Below are 19624 nucleotides of genomic sequence, written 5' to 3'. Positions count from 1 at the left end.
CATAAATGATAAAATGATCTCCCCTAAGTTATCTCCTTGATTTTTCTCAGAAACGAAAAACCTTGACCAATTTGATCAAGGTTTTTTTCGCCTTTTAAATCATAAGTATTTCTCTATAGTTTCTTTCCATTTATCATTAAGGCTATGGTCGATAGTTTGGGCTTGAGATAAAAACGATTCCAATAGACCAAGATTACTTAAGTCTTCGAAAAAATACTTCGGTTGAGGACGATTTCTTGTAAAGGACTTCACATGGTCAATTACCTTTAGTGTTTTATTATTTGTGACCATGAAATGACGTAAATATATATCATAGTCAGTGAATTTTAGGTGCTCCATTTCTTTAAATATAGTTACAATCTTTTGGGTTATTTCCAACGGTATAGCTTCCATATTCTTCAAATAGTCCTTTAAAGTTATTCCCTCTATATATTCAATGATTAAATAGTTTGCTCCTGAATCATATAACTTAGGGAAGAAAGGGGATTTTTGAACTTTTCTTAGTACTTCTTCTTCCCATCTACAATGTTTCTCATCTGGATATATTTTCACGCACTTTTGGTTTGGTAACCTAAACACAGCGCCTTGCATACCTCTACCGATTAATTCGTAGGAAGTTGGGTTGTTCACCACTTCGACTTTTTTCCAACCACTTGGTTTGTTCACCTGGATTAATGTAAAATCGTCTATCTCCATTAAACCCGCCTACCTTTTATATAGATACGAAAACATGGTTGTTTTCACGTTTCATTTTTGGAATATCTCCTCTCCTCATGGCTACCAGGACATCAAAATCCCATTACTATATTTTATATTTATATTTTTCTCCAGGTTTTCTTTCAAAATCAGGCGGGAAATTTTTTCGTTTATTCTTATAATATTCTTCACGAAAATCTCCTTGAGAGAGCTTATTAAATGTTAAGAAAATCATTCTTCTTGTTGTGTCTGTAAGGTTTGGTCCAGATTGATGTGGTGTATAGGAGTCAAATATTATCATATCACCGGGCTGCATAGGATAAGAAACCCAATCTAATTTATCTACAACCTCTTTCGGAAGCTCTTCATACATTGGTCCAAGTAATCCTTTTTTGTGTTCGCCTAAAGCGCATTCTAAACACCCGTTATTCTCATTAGCCTCATCAATACAAATGGCAACGGAAATATGCAATGTATGTCCGTACTCATCCCATCCAGCCTGTACATCTTGATGTGGTTTAAATCCTTCTCCACCCGGAAGCTTAAAATTAATTTTCTCCTTAAAAAGAACAGCTTCTTCTCCAAACAATTGTGAAACAAGCCCCAGCATCCATTCTCCATTTACTAGTTCATTTAGTTCCGAATGATAAGGAAGAAAATTTTCAATTCTATTTAGTATTTTTGTACAGTCTTTAAGACTGTTTTCATAATACTTCATCCATTTCCCTCTTACTTCCGGGAAATTTTGAACTGCGTCAACCCATTTGATTAAATTTTCTTTTACCCCAACACTATAAAGCCCATCGTTTGGAATGTAGAGACAACCATCCTGCTCCCATTTCATAAGCTGGTCTTCTGTAAATTTTTTTAGAATCATTCTACGAATTTCAGTCCCCTCTAATGAAATCTCGATATAATATGTAATGGAAATTTTTTGTTGCAGGTGCAAGCCCTAAGTAAGGGTTAAAAGGGCGTTCGTTCTGATTCCTAAATGCGGAAAACTAAAGGTATTAATGGGGCATTACCCTCAAAATAAATATATCGAGGGCGAATAGGGGATATGACTTCCAATATGAAGAAAAGGCCTCCCGCCAGTTCAGTAAACTGAGGAAGACCTTTGAATAATTAATTTTTTCAATTACCAGGAGTACAGGCATTTTATTTAACTATTTACTCATGCATAGGAATGAATGTTTGTCCAAATACCTACACTCTTTATTTCCTTATACTCAGGTTTCCACATAGCATCTTCAATAGCATTCTCAACATCTTGAATATCCGCTCTTGCAATTCCTTCGTGTATTGCAGCATTAACTACTTCAATGGCTACGTATTTCGAGACTTCATGAAGTTTTTCAATGGATGGCAGCAGGGATGATCCAGGTTTACTGGAGTCAGACATTCTTGCAACCGCATATGCAGCAGCAGCGAACATTCCTTTTGAGATCACTTCCGCTTTTGCCACAATGGCTCCAAGGCCAAGACCTGGGAAGACAAATGCGTTATTTGACTGGCCAATTTCATAGGAAACACCATTGTATTCTACATTGGCAAACGGGCTGCCGGTAGCAATTAGAGCCTTTCCATCTGTCCATTTAATCAGATTTTCCGGCACCGCTTCAGCCAGAGCAGTTGGGTTGGACATAGGCAAAAAGATTGGACGCTCAACGTGCTTGGCCATTTCTTTCACAATTTCCTCAGAGAAGGCACCGGCTTGTCCCGAAGTACCAATCAGGATGGTCGGCTTCACCCTCTGAACGACTTCCATTAATGAAATAATCCCATCCTCATTTTGATCCCAATCCTTTACTTCATTTGCCTTTCTTACATAAGGCTTCTGGAAGTTAAGGACATCTGATGTTTCATCTGTTAGTAACCCGCGATAGTCGATCGCCCAGAAACGGTCATAGGTTTCTTCTCTGGTCAGCCCTTCAAGAACCATGGCATCAACCATTTGGTCTGCGTTGCCGATACCTGCAGCCCCTGGCCCGAAGATAACAATGCGCTGGTCTTTCATGGATTCTCCTGTTACTTTCAAAGCAGACATAATAGCAGCAAGGGTTACTGCACCTGTTCCCTGGATGTCATCGTTGAAGGTAAGGATGTTGTCACCGTATTTGTCCAATATCTTACGCGCATTCACGTTGCCAAGGTCCTCCCAGTGAATCAGAACCTCTGGAAAGAACTTTCTTGCAGTCTGAACGAATAAATCAATGAATTGATCATAACGCTCACCGCGGACGCGGGCAAATTTGTTGCCAATATAGATAGGGTCTGTGATCAAAGCCTGATTGTTCGTACCAACATCCAACACGACTGGCAGAACACGGCTTGGATCAATACCAGCTGCCGCTGTGTACACGGCAAGTTTACCAATTGCAATATTAATACCGCCTACCCCTTGGTCCCCTATACCCAGAATACTTTCAGAGTCGGTAACGACGATTAAATCAATGTCACTTTTGGGCTGTCCAAGATTATAGAATGCCTTTTCCACGCCTTCAGGATCATCTATGGAAAGATATAAACCTCCGGGACGGCGGTAGCTATGGGAGTATGACTGGATCGCATCACCGACAGTAGGAGTGTAGATAATTGGCAGCATTTCTGCAATGTGTTCTTTCAACAAACGGTAAAACAGAACAACATTGCGGTTATATAAATCATAAAGCAGACCGTGTTTAAATAAATTCGTCGTCCGCATCGAATATTGTTCATAAATCCTATTTACTTGTTCATCAAGGGTAAGCACTTGAGGAGGTAACAGACCGTCGAGTCCAAGGTCTTCCCTTTCCTCTTTCGTAAAAGCCGTTCCTTTATTCAAAAAAGGATTAGTGAGAACTTCTTTTCCTTTTAATGTTGTAATAATAACATTCTCGGGTACATTCATGGTGTTTCCTTCTTTCTTTCTTAAATAGCTCTGTTAAATTTGGTTGTTGATTTCCGCTCCAGGCGCTCGCTTTCCGCGGGCGTGCCGGGGAGCCTCCTCGGCGCTTTTAGCGCCTGTGGGGTCTCCCCAGCCCCGTACTCCCGCAGGAGTCGAGCGCCTTCCGCTCCAATCAACAGAGTATAAAAAAACAACAATATCGTTTAACAGAGCCTCTTAAATAACTACTCGTACAATTACGGGAACATAGATTTCTATCTTTCCATGTTAATGACATTTTCCTTAGTACACTAGTTTTTTTAATTTAATGTCCCTTTTTTGTAATTAAACAAAGCAGACAGTAAAAACCAACTGACCGCTTTGTTTTATCTTCCACTTTTTTCGTGTTTATAAAATTTACGTTACTTTTATCAGGCTGCCCTTGCAATCGATAGTTTCGCTTTTTTCTTTTCGGACCTTTTAAATACATAGCTCACAATAATCGGGCAGACGATGGCAGATATGACACATGCAGCTGCAACTTGTGCAGTAGCTGAAGATGCTACTGCGGCTAAAGTTGGATCTGCTGCAGCCACAACAGCTGGTGTAGCTACCGCATTTCCTGCAGTTGACCCTGTTGCTAAACCAACGATAGGGTTTTCTTTAAATAACTTCAATAGGAAGTAAGCTCCAATTCCAGTGAATGCAGCGATTATTCCTAGTAATATCCCAGGACCTCCAGCTTTCACAATAGTTGAAAGGTTCATTCCGGCACCTAATGGGAATGAGAAAAAAGGGATTAATAATAATTTACTGCTTCCAAGGAACTTTCTCATATCAGGGTCAATATTTCCTAAAATCATTCCGATTACGATTGGAATTAATACTCCAAGAAGTGTTTGAAAAGGAATGGTGGCAAGGCCGGATGCACCTAATGCCACTAATGTGAAAAATGGACCGTCTTTTAAAGAAAATAATGCATATGCGCCTACATCCGTTTCGTCACCATACGATGAAGCAAGAGATGCATATAACCCGCCATTAGCATTTAATAACGCTGCAAGGATGGCTAATGGTGTTAATCCTAGTATTCCGGCAGGCCCAAAAATCGCTGCTACAGCTAAACCAATACCAGCACCTACGATAAATTTTCCTGTTAATAATATTGCACCTTTTTTTAATGCCTTTGGTGCTAATTTGAAATTAATTTGGGAACCAATTAAAAACATAAAACATGCCAAAATAGTTGATGATGCTTCTTTACTGAATAATGCTGTTGTAAAACTTCCAATTTGTAAAACCTGCGGAAAAAATGTATTTGTTAATACCCCTAAAAAAAGTGGAACAACCATTAGACCACCTGGAATTTTATCAAGCGTTTTCTTAATAGGAATTTGCATTTTTGAATCCTCCTTTGTCTTGCTACATGTCTATCATATTCTCATGTAAACCGTTTTCATAGATTATGAAAGTTTAATCATTCTTTTTGTAAATAAAAAAAGTAAGCAGTTTCAATAACTGCTTACAAATAGTTTTTTATTAAGTGCTCTTTAAATTGGTTATATTCATGCTGATACACAGGCCTTCCGATGGTTCCATAGATAACCTTGACTTCAAGTATTCCTAAGTCTTTTAGAAAGTTAAGGTACTTTCTTGCTGAAACCCTCGAGATGCCTACCACATTAGCTACTTCATCAGTGGAAAATGGTCCCTGCTTCAACTCTTGAACCGCATCCCATATCTGCTTTAAGGTATCCTTCGTTAATCCCTTTGGAAGTTCCTCTGCGATGACGGCCTCTTCTCTGTGCAAAAGTAAGTGATCGAGCTCCTGCTGACTAACTGAGTCCTGTTTTTCAATGAGCCGAGTTTGCTCAAGGTAGGAAGTAAGTGCAGCATTAAACCGTTCAAACTCGAAAGGCTTAATCAAATAGTCGACAACACCATACCTTAATGCCCTCTTAATTCGTTCAAAATCTGAGGCTGCTGAAATAATGATGACATCAATTTCAAGATCATTTTTTCGAAGATACGATAACAGTTCCAGCCCCTGCTTTCCCGGCATAAAAATATCCAAAAGAATTAGCTGAATATCATTTTTCCCTAAACATTGGATGGCTTCAGCGACAGAATTGACTGTTGCAGCTAAACGGAACCCGTCAATTTTAGAAAGGTACTGCTTATTGATTTCCGCTACCATCGGGTCATCTTCAACAATCATTACATGAATCATTTCTATTCATCCTCTGCATTATAAGGTATATATACGGCAAAATTCGTTCCCTTTCCAGGCTTGGACGAAATAATCAGGTCCCCCTCCAGTCTTTCAATTGCCTGCGCCAAAAGATATAATCCTAATCCTCGGTTGTCTCCTTTCGTGGAAAAGCCTTTATCCAGTATTTTGTTTTGAAGTGATTTCGTCATTCCCATTCCTGTGTCTTTAACCTCGACTGTCAAAATATCCTCTGCGTAATCAAGTTTAAGCTCGACTTTTTTGATTGGACTGTCCGCAATGGCCTCCATTGCGTTATCGACTAGGTTTCCAATGATCGTTATTAACTCATGTGTAATTTCCGAATTTGCAGGCTTGGGAAGTTTATCTGCGCAATCCAATGACAGTAGGGCTCCAGATTCTCTTGCAAAGCTTAGCTTGCCAATCAGAAATCCGGCAAGAACCGGATCTTGGACTTTTTTTGTTACAAAACCCACTTCCGTTTCACGGTGGTTAACTGTTTCACTTACATAGTTAGCGAGTGTATCGTATTGTTCAGTACGAACCAGCCCAAGAATGACATGAAGTTTATTCATGAATTCATGCGCCTGAGCACGGAGAGCATCCGCATAATTGCGCACACCTGTAAGCTGTTCGGCCAAAATTTGAACCTCGGTTTTATCACGGAAAGTAGCGATTGCTCCCACCGGCTGATTTCCCACAATCACTGGTACCCTGTTTACTAAGATGGTCACCCCATGTAGATTCTGTTCTTGATCCATCTCCGATTCACCCGATTCTACAATGCGAGCTAACCTAGTCTCTGGCAAATACTCTTCAACGTTCATTCCTATGGGATTCCCTTCAAGTCCGGCTTTTTTTAAAAGCTTACTGGCAGCTCTGTTTACAAGGGTGATGTTTCCTTCCTGGTCAATGGCTATGATTCCCTCGCGAACAGACTGAAGCATAGAACTGCGCTCTTCAAGGAGTCTGGCAATCGCGAACGGCTCGAGTCCTAAAAGAATTTTTTTGAGGTATCTCGCTAGACCCACTGCACCAACTACACCAATTAAGATGCCAATGACGGTACCGATCACCATACCCATACGGCCTTTATGTACCGCCTTTATTACACTTTCTAAGGAAATCCCTACAGCAACTGCACCGACTTGTTTTCCTTGTGAATTTTTTATTGGAGTAAATGCCCGCATGGATCGACCGAGAGTCCCCTTTGAAATGGACACGTACTCCTTTCCTTTAAGAACTGGCCCTTCATCTCCTCCTGTGAAGTGCTTTCCAACCTTTTCGGGGTCCGGGTGGGATAGACGAATACCGTTCATATCCATCACAACAACGAAGTTAACATTGGTTTTTTTCCTTATTTGATTACTAAAAACTTGTACATTTTTTTTGTTCGCTTTCCCTTCGAGAGCGCCAATCACCTGCGGACTAAGGACAACCATCCTTGCCACATTCAGAGCTTTTTCTTTCTCTGTTTGTTCCACACTGGAGGTAATTCTTTTGCTTATGATAAGATCAGTTATTCCAAGTGATAAAGCGACGACAATGCATACAAATATAATAATAACGGCTTGTAGACTAAGTTTGCCCTTCTTCATAATCTCCTCCAGGTATGATCATAATTATAGTATGTATAAGACTTATTTATAAAATGACAAAGACCGCTTAGCTTATAAAAGAGCTTTAAGCAGCCTTTTTCGTCAATCATCGAATTAGCAAAATGGCCCCCGCCATAATTGGGGTAAGAACCATAGCACTCTTTAAAATTGGCAGTGGAACGTTGTTGGTAAATTTGGCACCAATATAGGAACCAATCATCGTTCCAGCCAGTACCTGGATTAGAAGCAAAACGTTGAAATAGCCTTCAAAATAATAGCCTGCCCCGCCAGCGAAAGCGATAGGGAGAATAACCAACATCGTTGTACCGACTGATTTTTGTACAGAAAGGCCCAACACAACCATCAACCCAAGCTGGATGAATGGAGCCGATCCAATCCCAAACGTACCGGATAAAATACCAGTCACGCTCCCGACAGACGCTGCCCTCAGTAAAAAGCTGCGAGGTGATCTCGTTTTCCTTTTATTTGTCTCTTTAAGCCTATTTACAATAAAAAGGCGGATCATCAGCATAACAGCGGATAGGAACAGCATTCCCGCCGTAAGAAAGTGGAGTGAATGAACCGGAATCCATACAGCAATTTTAGAACCAACAAATGACATAATTGCCCCAAAGGCACCTGCAGTTATTCCTGCTTTCACATCCATATTTCCCTGCCGGTAATGACTGTAAGCTCCGGACAAAGTCGTGAACACCATTGCAGCCAGAGACGTACCTAACGCTGTTTGGATGGGTACTCCAAAAACAACGGTTAAAAGAGCAATAATAAAGCCGGATCCTCCGGCCCCAATAAAACCTAGTAAAATTCCTATTAGGAACATTGTAAGTGTGATAACCAAGAACATCCCCCCAAACAAACTTTCACTTCACCGGTAATATTTCTCCAACAGTATAATTATAGTATTTCAATCCGGCAGGACGTTTTTTGTAATTAAAAAAAGTCTTTGGCGGAAGCAGAATTCTATATTTAGCAACACAAAAAACCACTTCCTATTGTTAGGAAGTGGTTTTTACCAGTCAATGGTATAGAATAATTCTAAAGCCTTAAAAGGCTAGCGGTTGTTATTACATCATGCCGCCCATACCGCCCATTGCGCCCATATCAGGCATTCCAGCAGCACCAGCAGGTTCTGGCTTGTCAGCAACAACTGCTTCAGTTGTTAAGAACATAGCCGCAACAGATGCAGCGTTTTGAAGCGCAGAACGAGTTACTTTAGTTGGGTCCACGATACCAGCTTCGATCATGTTTACCCATTCGCCGTTAGCAGCGTTGAAGCCTGTGCCTACTGCTTCGCGCTTTAAGCGGTCAACGATAACAGAGCCTTCAAGACCAGCGTTGTGAGCGATTGTGCGAACTGGCTCTTCCATCGCACGTAATACGATGTTGATACCTGTTGCTATGTCGCCTTCAGCTTGGATTCCAGCTACTTTGCTGTATACGTTTAGAAGGGCAACACCACCACCGGATACGATACCTTCTTCAACTGCAGCACGAGTAGAGTTCAAAGCGTCTTCGATGCGAAGCTTGCGCTCTTTTAATTCAGTTTCAGTTGCAGCACCAACTTTGATTACTGCTACACCGCCAGCTAGTTTAGCTAGACGCTCTTGTAATTTTTCACGGTCAAATTCAGAAGTAGTTTCTTCTAATTGAACACGGATTTGGTTTACACGAGCTTCGATCGCTGCAGAATCTCCAGCACCTTCAACGATTGTTGTGTTTTCTTTTGTTACAACCACTTTAGAAGCGCGTCCTAAAGATTGGATTGTAGCAGTTTTTAATTCACGGCCAAGCTCTTCAGTGATAACTTCTCCGCCAGTTAAGGCAGCGATATCTTCAAGCATTGCTTTACGACGGTCACCGAAGCCAGGAGCTTTAACAGCAACTGCATTGAATGTACCGCGAAGCTTGTTTACTACTAATGTAGACAATGCTTCACCTTCGATATCTTCAGCAACAAGTAATAAAGGCTTGCCCTGTTGAACTACTTGCTCAAGAACAGGAAGGATTTCTTGAATGCTGGAAATCTTCTTGTCAGTGATTAAGATATATGGGTTTTCTAAAACAGCTTCCATTTTTTCTGTGTTTGTTACCATGTAAGCTGAAACGTAACCACGGTCGAATTGCATACCTTCAACAACGTCTAGTTCAGTTGTGAAGCCTTTTGACTCTTCGATTGTGATAACGCCGTCGTTGCCAACGCGCTCCATTGCTTCAGCGATTAATTGGCCTACTTCTTCGTCAGCAGAAGAAATAGCCGCTACTTGTGCGATAGAAGATTTGCCTTCGATTGGTTTTGAGATAGCTTTTAATTCTTCAACAGCTGTAGTCACTGCTTTTTCGATCCCTTTGCGGATACCCATTGGGTTTGCACCAGCAGTTACGTTCTTTAGTCCTTCGCGGATCATCGCTTGAGCCAGAACAGTTGCAGTTGTTGTACCGTCACCGGCAACATCGTTTGTTTTGCTTGCTACTTCAGCAACAAGCTTTGCACCCATGTTTTCGAATGCATCTTCTAATTCGATTTCTTTTGCGATCGTTACACCGTCATTTGTGATAAGCGGTGAACCAAATTTTTTCTCAAGAACCACGTTGCGTCCTTTAGGTCCAAGAGTAACTTTTACTGCGTTTGCTAGAGTATCTACACCGCGAAGCATCGCGCGGCGCGCGTCTTCACTAAACATAATTTCTTTAGCCATCGTTCAAAAAACCTCCTCTTATTATTTGAGATGTTTATTTTTTTAAAATCAACCTTACTACGCTAAAACAGCAAGGATATCGTTTTCACGTAAAATTAAATATTCAACGCCTTCGAATTTTACTTCAGTACCAGCGTATTTTGAGAAGATAATGCGGTCGCCAACAGAAACTTCAAGGGCGACGCGTTCGCCATTTTCAAGCACACGGCCTGTACCTACGGCAACAACTTTTCCTTCCTGAGGCTTTTCCTTCGCTGAATCCGGTAATACGATACCGCTTGCAGTTTTTTCTTCTGATTCAACAAGCTCAATGACAATGCGATCACCTAATGGTCTTAACAAATCAAACAACCTCCTCAAAAATATATGTAATTCTGACATTATTAGCACTCTCTACGAATGAGTGCTAACACAATTATTATAATAAAGAATCTGAAAATCTTTTGCAAGTCTGAAGCATAAAATTTTTATAGCAGGGTAAATCTTTTTTTCAACCTTAATCAGTATGTGAAATACAGCAATTTCTATACAAAAATCTTGGGTAAATTGTTCAAAATTGAACGAGGCTCTTTTTAAAGGTAAAATGTAGAATGGAATCCATATGAATTATTTCTTTTTTATATTAATTGCTGTGTTAAAGGCCACTGCAGATGTTTTAACACTGTTGATTGGAGCGGAAGGCGCGAATCAACAACCAAGTTAACAGAGCCATATAAAAAAATAGACTTGAAGGAGATTACTTATTTGAAAAGGGAATATTGGATAATTTTAATTGTTTATATCGTTATGCAGTTTTCCAGTTTAATTGGCGTTCCGTTATTCATGTTCGGTTTTAGGCATTTTGGGGGCAAGCTGGAGTTAGCAGTGCCCGTATGGCTATTGGTTAGTTTTACGATTGCTCTCATCATTACCCTTTTTATGTTACGGAACGAAATGAAAGGACAAAGCTTCGAACGGAAGGGAAGTTCCTTCTCGTACTCGGCGATGTGGGCAGTGGCCGGTTTTTTCTTAGCTTTATTTGCCCAGTACGCGGCGGCTATTATTGAGCACCTGATTGGCATTGAAGCAGGTTCTGAGAATACGAAGGAAATCGTCAACATTATCGAAACCTTCCCATTGGCGATTTTTGTAACAAGCATTGTGGGTCCAATTCTAGAAGAAATTGTATTTCGAAAAATCATTTTTGGTGCCCTTCATAAGCGATTTAATTTCTTTATCTCAGCAATTATCAGCTCGGTTATTTTTGCAGCAGCCCATATGGAGTTTCAGCATATCTTACTTTATGCTGCTATGGGATTTACCTTTGCTTTTCTTTATGTCAAAACAAAACGCATCATCGTGCCGATCTTTGCACATGTCACGATGAATACCTTAGTTGTCCTCGTTCAGTCTGTTTACCGGGAGGATATCGAAAGACTGATGCGGGAGGCTGAGGCGGTTCAAAACTTTATCGGAGGCTTTCTATGAGACGCTCACCCTTGTTTTCCGGAATGATTTACTTTTTACTCGGCGGTTTATTTACTTACTTCGCCGTTGATGAGGTGCAAACAAGTGGCTGGGGGTTTTTCAGCTACCTGCTCGTTATCTTAGCCACCTTTGACTTCGGCTCCGGTCTAAAAATGATCACCCTCCACTTCAAATATAAAAACAAAGTGGATAAATGATGAAAGGTGTCAGGCACCATGTGATAAATTCACAATGGTGCCTGACACCTTTTTTATTTGGAAATCCCTTGTTGTTTATCGAACACCATTCGTTCTTTGCCTAAGATAAAGATGAAGAGGAAGGCGATGCCTGCCGGAACGAGTGCCCATGTAAAAGTATGAACAATGGAGCTGGAAAGGGCATCGGTGATTTTATCAAGAATCTGCGGCGGAATGTTCTTTCTTGCCTCTTCCGATAATAATGCTCGGGAATCGCCAAATGCGCCGCCCTTAGGCATCGGCCCCATTCCAGAAAACGCCTTTTCTAATCCCTCTTTAAAGTCGCTCCTTTGAATCGTTCCAAAAATCGTAATCCCAATGGTCATCCCTAGGGAGCGGATAAAGTTGCTGGTTGAGGTAGCGGAGCCCCTTTGATCCATCCCGAATGGATGAATCGCAGCCATGCTTAAAACGGAAAAAGAGAATCCTACTCCTAAACCAATGACAATCATATAAAGGGTCAAGATAGCCCTGCTTGTTTCCGGCGTAATGGTGCTTAGCAGGATAAACCCGCCTATCAAGATGACACCTGAAATAAACATAATGTTCCGATAGCTCATTTTCGTCGTTAAAAAGCCGCCAACCTGCGCCGTCACAACGGAACCAAGCATCATCGGCAATAAAATAAGCCCTGAATTTGTCGCGCTTCCGCCGTATACCCCTTGCACAAAAATAGGGATATAAACGGTTCCCGCCATAAAGGCGGCCCCGTAAAACAAGCCAACTAGTGTACTACCAGCGAACAGCTGGTTTTTAAACATCGCAAACGAAATAATCGGATCCTTCACTTTTGTTTCGACAAACAAAAAGATCAAAAATAGAACCCCGAAGCATGTGAATAAGCTAATGATCGTCGAAGAACCCCAATCATACTTTTGTCCCCCTAATTCAAGGGCAAACATTAAACAAACTACCGCGCCAATTAACGTCACAGCTCCCCACCAGTCAATCGACTGCTTCTGGTGAATCGGCGATTCCTTGTAAGAAATAACGATAAAAATCAATGATAAAATACCAAGTGGGAGATTAATATAGAAAATCCAATGCCAGCTGATATGGTCGGTAATATACGCCCCTAACAGCGGCCCAAAGATACTTGAAAGCCCAAAAACTGCCCCGAACAAACCGCCCATTTTCCCGCGTTTTTCGGGTGGAAATAAATCGAACATAATCGTAAAGGCAATAGGGACGAGCGCACCGCCGCCTACCCCTTGAATCGCGCGGTAAATACTTAATTGTGTGATCGTTTCAGCTGTTCCGCAAAGGGCTGAGCCGGCCATAAACAATATCAATCCAAAAATAAAGAACCTTTTTCGACCATACATATCCGATAATTTTCCAAAAATCGGCATCCCGGCCATTTCCGCGACCATATAGGCGGAAACTACCCAGACGAAGCTTTCCAGCCCGCCAAGATCACCGACTATCGTTCCCATCGCCGTGACGACAATCGTGTTATCCATCGAGGCCATCAATATCCCTAATAATAGTCCCGCGACAACCAAACCTAATTTACTCTCTTTTGCTACCATCCGATTTCTCCTTTATATCTTTGTCTTTGTTTTTATCGTTGCATGTGAATCCTGGCTTAGACTCTCTCGATATTCTACCAAGCCTATTTGGCAGCCCTGGCCAATTTTCACCTGATTGCCCCTAACAATATCTGCCGTTGTATTTTCGAGAAAAATGTCATCTCCTTCAATTACTTTCACTTTAAGCGTCCCAACCTCTTTTCCGAAGGGAAGAAGAGAGTTCTTTTTCTTTTTGACGGTTATTTTTCCCCCGCCAATTTCCTCCGCAGTGCTTTCACCGAAGCGCAGCCCTACCTTAATCGTATCCGCAGTTAATAATCCCTTGATTTCAAAACCGCCGCTCGAATCGAAAGTTTCATATTCCACATCACCATTAACTACGATGCTTCCTTTAATCGTTGCTTGATCGCCGAAAAGTCTCTCGCCCACTTCGAGCAGCCCATAGATTTTTATTTTTTTCAATTGCGCCCGGCTGCCGACTGCCATCGTTCCCATGATTAGCGTTTCTTCTGCTTCGATATTTCCTTTAACCTCTGCCTCCCCCAAAATTTTTACTGAACCAGTTTTAACATTTTCGACCGCTTCACTCGTTCCATATACATTAAAAGAGGAACATTCCACATCATTTACAATCGTCCCTTCGCCTCTAATGCTGATTTTATCGTAACGGCCGCCAGGGTAACTTCCTGAACCATTGATAATCAAGTTTGCGTCTTTTTTCATTTCCCTTCCCCCCTTATGCCTTTCTGATATCATTCACGACAGCATTTTTATCCTGTGAAAATTCGTCTGTGTACTCAACCACACCAATCTGACAGTTCGGTCCTATTCTGACCTGATTGCCCCGCACCACTTTGGCAATCGTATTTTCCAGGTCAATTTTGTCCCCTTCAATTAACTCCGTTTCTAGTTGCACTTTGAAAATTGGCTTTAATAAAGCGCCAATGAACGACCCTTTATGCTGCCTTACTGTTATTGTTTGCCCGCCTATCTCTTTTGCTTTGCATTCCCCATAAATCTTTATATCAACTTGATCTGCGTTTAGGAGCCCGCCTATCGTGAAGCGGTATTCTCCTTTAAAATACTCAGCCTCGCAGTCCCCCCCAACTGAAAGCATGCCTCGAAGTTTAATCTCCTCACATTTTACGCTCCCGCCCACCGAAGCTTTCCCAGAAACCCTTAAATTTTTCACATTCAGGTTCTGCTCAAATTTCGCAGTCCCGTCAACGGTCAACTTTTGACTCTCGAATGTTCCTTTAAACTTGGCATTCCCGTTCACTTTGGCCATATCTGCTGTAACATTTCCATTGACCGTCCCTAAGCCATTACATTCAAATTCATGACATTCCACATCATTGTTGATCGTCCCTCTACCATTCAATGTAACTAGGTTAAATTGTCCGCCGTTTGAAGAACCTAAGCCATTAATGGCCAAATCTCCTCTATTTTTCAATTCCATAAGGATTCTCCTTTATAATAATTTCGACTTAATTTCTTCTAAACAGGTCATTAAGGAAACCTGCACGACAATCTTCGTTCCCCTCTCAAAACGGATCTCTTCCGCATTACTCAGTAAGAGACACGATGACACACCTAGTTTGCGGGTAATCAGGAGTTCACAGCTTTTTTGCTTAATCAGCGCGACATTGTCCTTTAGCACCTGAAGCAGCATTTTCCCTTCATCCAAATTGATCTCCCCTGACTGCAACAGCTTCTCTAAAACATAAACTTCAAGCATTCTGGAAAAGTTAAAATTTGGGCTGCCTTGCTCATTTTCTAGGTAAAAATTCATTACTGCATTTGAAACAATGTTACGTTTTATTAATTCATCCTTATCTAACTGCAAATCGCTTAGGCTAGGAGAAAACATGTCTGCTAGTTCATCTAACGATAAATCTTCCTTCATCGTTTGAATTTTATTGATTCTTTCTAGGATTTTTTCCTTTGGAAAGAAGGTTTCCTGGCCGGTAAACGTGGATTTCCTTACAAACCATTCCTCCGGTATGAGGTCTTTTCGCTTCCATCTATACAGCTGTCCATAGGATATTCCCGCCAGCTCTAATAATTCCTTTTTCGAAATTAACTCCTCGCTCATGATTAAAACCCCTTTCTGTATATTAATGTAACATAACACTGTTACGTTGTAAAGATTCAAATAATTTGTCCTAAAAAAAGGGCCTTCCGCAAAATCTTGCGAAAAGCCCTTAACATTTTATTCCTCGATCTCATCTGATGGATTTGGATAATGCTTTAAAAAGTAAACCAGAGATTGCAGCTCGACAGCTAAATCAATGTGATGAACACGAATCGAGGAAGGAACATTTAATCTTGCCGGTGTGAAATTTAATATCCCTTTCACATTTGCCTTTGCAAGCCGGTCTGTAATCATTTGGGCGACCTGTGCAGGTACGGTTAAAATCGCCACTGATATTTGATGTTCGGTGATGACTCTCTCCAGCTCATCCAAATGATAAACCGGTACCTCGCGAATCGTCGTTCCCATTTTTCCAGGATCGACATCAAAAGCACATTCAATTTTCGTATTATTATTTTTCAAAAAATTATAGTTTAAAAAGGCTGTACCAAGGTTCCCCACCCCAATTAAGGCAACCTTTGTCAGTTCATCCTGGTCCAATGTTTTGCGGAAGAAGGTTAATAAGTAATTCACATTGTATCCATAGCCTTTTTTCCCTAAGGCTCCAAAATAGGAAAAATCCCTTCGGATTGTCGCCGAATCAACCTTAACCGCTTCACTTAATTCTGCTGATGAAACTCTTTGCTTGCCGGAAGAATGCAGGTTTTTTAAAAATCGATAATAAAGGGGCAGCCGTTTAGCTGTCGCCTGTGGTATTTTCATCGTTTCGTTACTCATAATCTCCCACACCCCATATAAATAGTTTTGTTAAACTAGTTCTGTTCTCTTATAATCTCCATTTTTACCGCCCGTTTTCTCTACTAAATAGGTCGGTCCGATGACCATGCCTTTATCAACAGCTTTACACATATCATAAACAGTTAATGCACAGGCAGACGCTGCTGTTAACGCTTCCATTTCTACACCTGTATTTCCTTTTGTTTTAACAGAAGCAGCTATATATAATTGATAGTTATCTCCGGCCTGTTCCCAAGAGAAAGAGATATTCACTCCCGTTAATGGAATAGGATGGCACATTGGAATGAGATCCCATGTCTTTTTCGCGGCCATCACGGCGGCAACCTGCGCTACAGCTAAGACATCGCCTTTTTTCATTTCATGATTCGTTATTTTTTCAAAAATTTCTCTGCTGACTGTAATGCTTGAATGAGCCAGAGCTGTGCGCGCCGTTTCTGGTTTATCACTGACGTCAACCATCTTTGCTCTGCCTTCTTCATTAAAATGAGTGAATTCTGCCATATAAACAATCCTCCGATTAAATCATACACTATTTTTCTTTTTATGTCTGTGAAACTTTGAACTATCGGTACATTTTTTTGTCCATTAGGTATTCTCATCTAGCGAACTGACATGCTTTATTGCCGGACCATTGGGAATACGGTAAACTATTGAGTAGTATAGAGGTGAATTTTATGATTTTATTACAGGTTAATCAACTACAAAAATATTATGGTGCTGACCTAATTTTATCGAATATAAAGCTGGAATTACAATCAAGAGACCGCGTTGCTCTTGTTGGCCGCAATGGTGCGGGCAAATCGACGTTACTGAAAATCATTGCCGGTCATCTGTCACATGATGGCGGGGAAATTATTAAACCGAAAGATGTGACCATCGGATATTTGGCACAGAATACGGGATTAGAATCCAATTTGTCTATCTGGGAAGAAATGCTGACTGTTTTTGAGGAACTTCGTCAGATGGAGAGATCGCTTCGCACGCTTGAAGAACAAATGGCTGATCCTACAATTTTCGAAGACTCAAGCCGGTACGAAAGAATTTTAAAAGAGTATGACGGGCTTCAAGTGAAATTTAAAGAGCAGGGCGGCTACCAATTCGAGGCGGATATTCGCTCTGTGCTTCATGGATTAAATTTTCATGATTCTAATGTGATGATTGCCAGTTTAAGCGGCGGTCAAAAAACCCGGCTTGCTTTAGGGAAACTGCTATTAACCAAACCTGACATTTTAATCTTGGACGAGCCGACCAACCACTTGGATATCGATACTCTCTCATGGCTGGAGCAATATCTCCAGGGTTATAATGGTGCAATATTAATTGTCTCCCACGACCGCTATTTTTTAGATAAAGTCGTCACGCAGGTGTATGAGGTTTCCCGGAAGCAGATTCAGCGGTTTACGGGCAATTACAGCTCATATCTAGATCAGAAAGCGGCTAATTATGAGCGTGACATGAAACTTTTTGAAAAGCAGCAGCAAGAAATTGCGAACCTCCAAGACTTTATTCAGCGTAATTTAGCCCGTGCCTCAACAACCAAACGAGCGCAAAGCCGGCGGAAAAAGCTTGAGAAAATGGAGGTCATGGATCGTCCATTAGGGGATGAAAAGTCTGCTTCGTTCTCATTTGAAATTGAGCGGCAGAGTGGTAATGATGTTCTTATGGTAGATTCGCTTGCCGTTGGATACGACAGTGATGTGATTTCTGAGCGGATTTCTTTTCGGGCCTTTAAAGGTGAAAGTATAGCTCTTGTTGGTCCAAATGGAATCGGCAAATCAACGCTCTTAAAAACGATCATTAAAAAGCTGCCAGCATTGGACGGGACGATTCACTACGGGACAAACCTCTCAATTGGCTACTATGACCAGGAGCAGGCGGAGTTAAAATCAAACAAACGTGTCCTTAATGAATTATGGGATGATTACCCGTCGAAAAATGAAAAAGAAATTCGGACGGTGCTAGGCAATTTCTTATTTTCCGGTGATGACGTACTGAAAACGGTCTCGACATTAAGCGGGGGTGAGAAGGCGCGGCTTGCCCTCGCGAAACTGATGCTCGAGAAAGCGAATGTTTTAATCTTGGACGAGCCAACAAACCATCTTGACTTAGATAGTAAAGAAATTCTTGAGAATGCCTTAATCGATTACCCTGGCACGATTTTGTTTGTATCGCACGACCGCTATTTCATTAATCGCATCGCAACAAAGGTGTTGGAGTTAAGCCGTGAGGGCAGCTGTGAATATCTTGGGGATTATGATTATTATTTAGAAAAAAAGCTGGAACAGGAAGAACTGGCTGCATTAGCCCTTGCCGATTCTGTTAAAAAGGTTCAGATTGATACTTCAGAAAAAAATAGTTATCAACAGGACAAAGAAAGCAAAAAACTAGAGCGGCAACGTAAACGGAAATTAGAAGAGATTGAATTAAGGATTGCTGAGCTTGAAGAGGAAATTCAGGATTGTGAAGAGCTGTTATGTAAGCCGGATATTTTTCAGAATCACGAAAAGGTTTTGGAAATTAACATAAAAAGTGAAAAAGCCAAGACTGAGCTCGAGCAATTGATGGAAGAATGGGCGGAGCTGGCGGAATAAATATAAAGCGAATGTTAGTAAAAGTAAAAACCGGGCTGAAATAAGTCCGGTCTTTTTTTATTTTATCAACAACCCATTTTCAAATCACGCTTTTTCCACAACCTTATGCACAATTCAAATGGTATATTTGCAAATAATGACTTCAGTTTTCCACATTATCCACAAAAAACACCGTTTTTATCCACATTATCAACAGGAACACACGTACTTATCCACATTATGTTATTAATTTTAATTTTCGAAAAAATCTTATCCACAAAAAATACTAAACAAACGTTTGATTAGTTTTTTATAGCGAGGAAAAACAGCCAGTATTTTTGAAATAATGCTCTTAAAATGACTATGGGACAAAACAATCGAGGAACTCGCTCAAAGCGTCCCATAGAAAGGCTCTATGGGACAAAACGGTCTTCGAATCCTCTCAAAGTGTCTCATAGAATGGCTCTAAGGGGCAAATCAGCTGTCACGTCCCCTCAAAGTGTCCCTTAGAATGACTCTATGGGACATTACAGTGTCGAATCTGCTCAATGTGTCCCTTAGGATGGCTCTATGGGACTTTACAGTCGTTGAATCTGCTCAATGTGTCCCTTAGAATGGCTCTATGGGACTTTACAGCCGTCGAATCCCCCCAAAGTGTCCCTTAGACTTAGAATAGCACTGTGAATATTAGACCAAGAGGATAAAAAAACCTCCCGATAATGGAAGGTTTAGTTATTGTATAGTTCGATATCTAGACCTGGAATCGCATTCAGTGAAAGGTCAGCTCTTACTCCTCTTTCAAACATCACGCTTCCGGCT

The 19624-nt window shown here is 41.0% G+C and carries 18 protein-coding genes; 3 read left to right on the top strand and 15 right to left on the bottom strand.

The annotated features are described in order from the left end of the window. Positions 1-99: 99 nt before the first annotated feature. The 9 genes from AC59HZ_RS30045 to groES form a co-directional block, all read right to left on the bottom strand. Positions 100-696, bottom strand: a complete 597-nt coding sequence (locus AC59HZ_RS30045; RefSeq protein ID WP_496549381.1) for a serine/threonine protein kinase — start codon at positions 694-696, stop codon at positions 100-102. A gap of 106 nt (positions 697-802) precedes the next feature. Further along, entirely contained in the window at positions 803-1573 is a 771-nt protein-coding gene (locus AC59HZ_RS30040) for a phytanoyl-CoA dioxygenase family protein (protein WP_496549380.1), read from the bottom strand. Positions 1574-1870: 297 nt separating this feature from the next. Next, positions 1871-3586, bottom strand: a complete 1716-nt coding sequence (locus AC59HZ_RS30035) for an NAD-dependent malic enzyme (RefSeq protein ID WP_496549379.1) — start codon at positions 3584-3586, stop codon at positions 1871-1873. Positions 3587-3993: 407 nt separating this feature from the next. Then, positions 3994-4962, bottom strand: a complete 969-nt coding sequence (locus AC59HZ_RS30030; RefSeq protein ID WP_496549378.1) for a 2-keto-3-deoxygluconate permease — start codon at positions 4960-4962, stop codon at positions 3994-3996. 122 nt (positions 4963-5084) lie between these two features. Beyond that, a complete protein-coding gene (locus tag AC59HZ_RS30025; protein WP_496549377.1) occupies positions 5085-5792 on the bottom strand; it encodes a response regulator in 708 nt (235 codons plus the stop codon). Between the two features lie 2 nt (positions 5793-5794). Further along, complete coding sequence (gene dcuS / locus AC59HZ_RS30020; RefSeq protein ID WP_496549376.1) at positions 5795-7390, bottom strand: DcuS/MalK family sensor histidine kinase; 1596 nt, start codon at positions 7388-7390, stop codon at positions 5795-5797. 106 nt (positions 7391-7496) lie between these two features. Continuing rightward, the gene (locus tag AC59HZ_RS30015; RefSeq protein WP_496549375.1) at positions 7497-8249 is read right to left on the bottom strand and encodes a sulfite exporter TauE/SafE family protein; all 753 of its coding nucleotides are present in this window, start codon (positions 8247-8249) and stop codon (positions 7497-7499) included. Between the two features lie 226 nt (positions 8250-8475). Next, positions 8476-10107 carry a chaperonin GroEL gene (groL, locus tag AC59HZ_RS30010; protein ID WP_496549374.1) on the bottom strand — a complete coding sequence of 544 codons (1632 nt, stop codon included), beginning with the start codon at positions 10105-10107 and terminating at the stop codon, positions 8476-8478. Positions 10108-10164: 57 nt separating this feature from the next. Beyond that, entirely contained in the window at positions 10165-10449 is a 285-nt protein-coding gene (gene groES / locus AC59HZ_RS30005; RefSeq protein WP_430072434.1) for a co-chaperone GroES, read from the bottom strand. Positions 10450-10851: 402 nt separating this feature from the next. Between groES and AC59HZ_RS30000 the strand changes: the two genes are divergently transcribed. Further along, positions 10852-11574: a CPBP family intramembrane glutamic endopeptidase gene (locus tag AC59HZ_RS30000; protein WP_496549373.1), complete on the top strand. Its 723-nt coding sequence runs from the start codon at positions 10852-10854 to the stop codon at positions 11572-11574. Continuing rightward, the gene (locus AC59HZ_RS29995) at positions 11571-11771 is read left to right on the top strand and encodes a YdiK family protein (RefSeq protein WP_496549372.1); all 201 of its coding nucleotides are present in this window, start codon (positions 11571-11573) and stop codon (positions 11769-11771) included. Before AC59HZ_RS30000 ends, AC59HZ_RS29995 begins: the two co-directional genes overlap by 4 nt. Positions 11772-11824: 53 nt before the next feature. On the opposite strand, the gene AC59HZ_RS29990 is transcribed toward AC59HZ_RS29995, so the two are convergent. The 6 genes from AC59HZ_RS29990 to moaC form a co-directional block, all read right to left on the bottom strand. Beyond that, a complete protein-coding gene (locus AC59HZ_RS29990) occupies positions 11825-13342 on the bottom strand; it encodes an MDR family MFS transporter (protein WP_496549371.1) in 1518 nt (505 codons plus the stop codon). 12 nt (positions 13343-13354) lie between these two features. Beyond that, complete coding sequence (locus AC59HZ_RS29985) at positions 13355-14065, bottom strand: cytoplasmic protein (protein WP_496549370.1); 711 nt, start codon at positions 14063-14065, stop codon at positions 13355-13357. 13 nt (positions 14066-14078) lie between these two features. After that, positions 14079-14801, bottom strand: coding sequence for a polymer-forming cytoskeletal protein (locus AC59HZ_RS29980; protein WP_496549369.1), 723 nt, complete (start codon positions 14799-14801; stop codon positions 14079-14081). Between the two features lie 12 nt (positions 14802-14813). After that, entirely contained in the window at positions 14814-15437 is a 624-nt protein-coding gene (locus tag AC59HZ_RS29975; RefSeq protein WP_496549368.1) for a YhbD family protein, read from the bottom strand. A gap of 117 nt (positions 15438-15554) precedes the next feature. Further along, positions 15555-16214 (bottom strand): redox-sensing transcriptional repressor Rex, encoded by a 660-nt coding sequence (locus AC59HZ_RS29970; RefSeq protein WP_496549367.1) that lies wholly within the window; start codon positions 16212-16214, stop codon positions 15555-15557. Positions 16215-16244: 30 nt separating this feature from the next. Then, positions 16245-16736 (bottom strand): cyclic pyranopterin monophosphate synthase MoaC, encoded by a 492-nt coding sequence (moaC, locus tag AC59HZ_RS29965; RefSeq protein WP_496549366.1) that lies wholly within the window; start codon positions 16734-16736, stop codon positions 16245-16247. Positions 16737-16909: 173 nt separating this feature from the next. On the opposite strand from moaC, the gene AC59HZ_RS29960 reads away from it, so the two are divergent. Further along, positions 16910-18826 carry an ABC-F family ATP-binding cassette domain-containing protein gene (locus AC59HZ_RS29960; protein ID WP_496549365.1) on the top strand — a complete coding sequence of 639 codons (1917 nt, stop codon included), beginning with the start codon at positions 16910-16912 and terminating at the stop codon, positions 18824-18826. Positions 18827-19624: the final 798 nt, after the last annotated feature.

This window comes from Neobacillus sp. DZ-9 (assembly GCF_059587065.1).
Note: the sequence above shows the minus strand (reverse complement) of the source record. Positions and strands in the feature narration are given on the sequence as shown.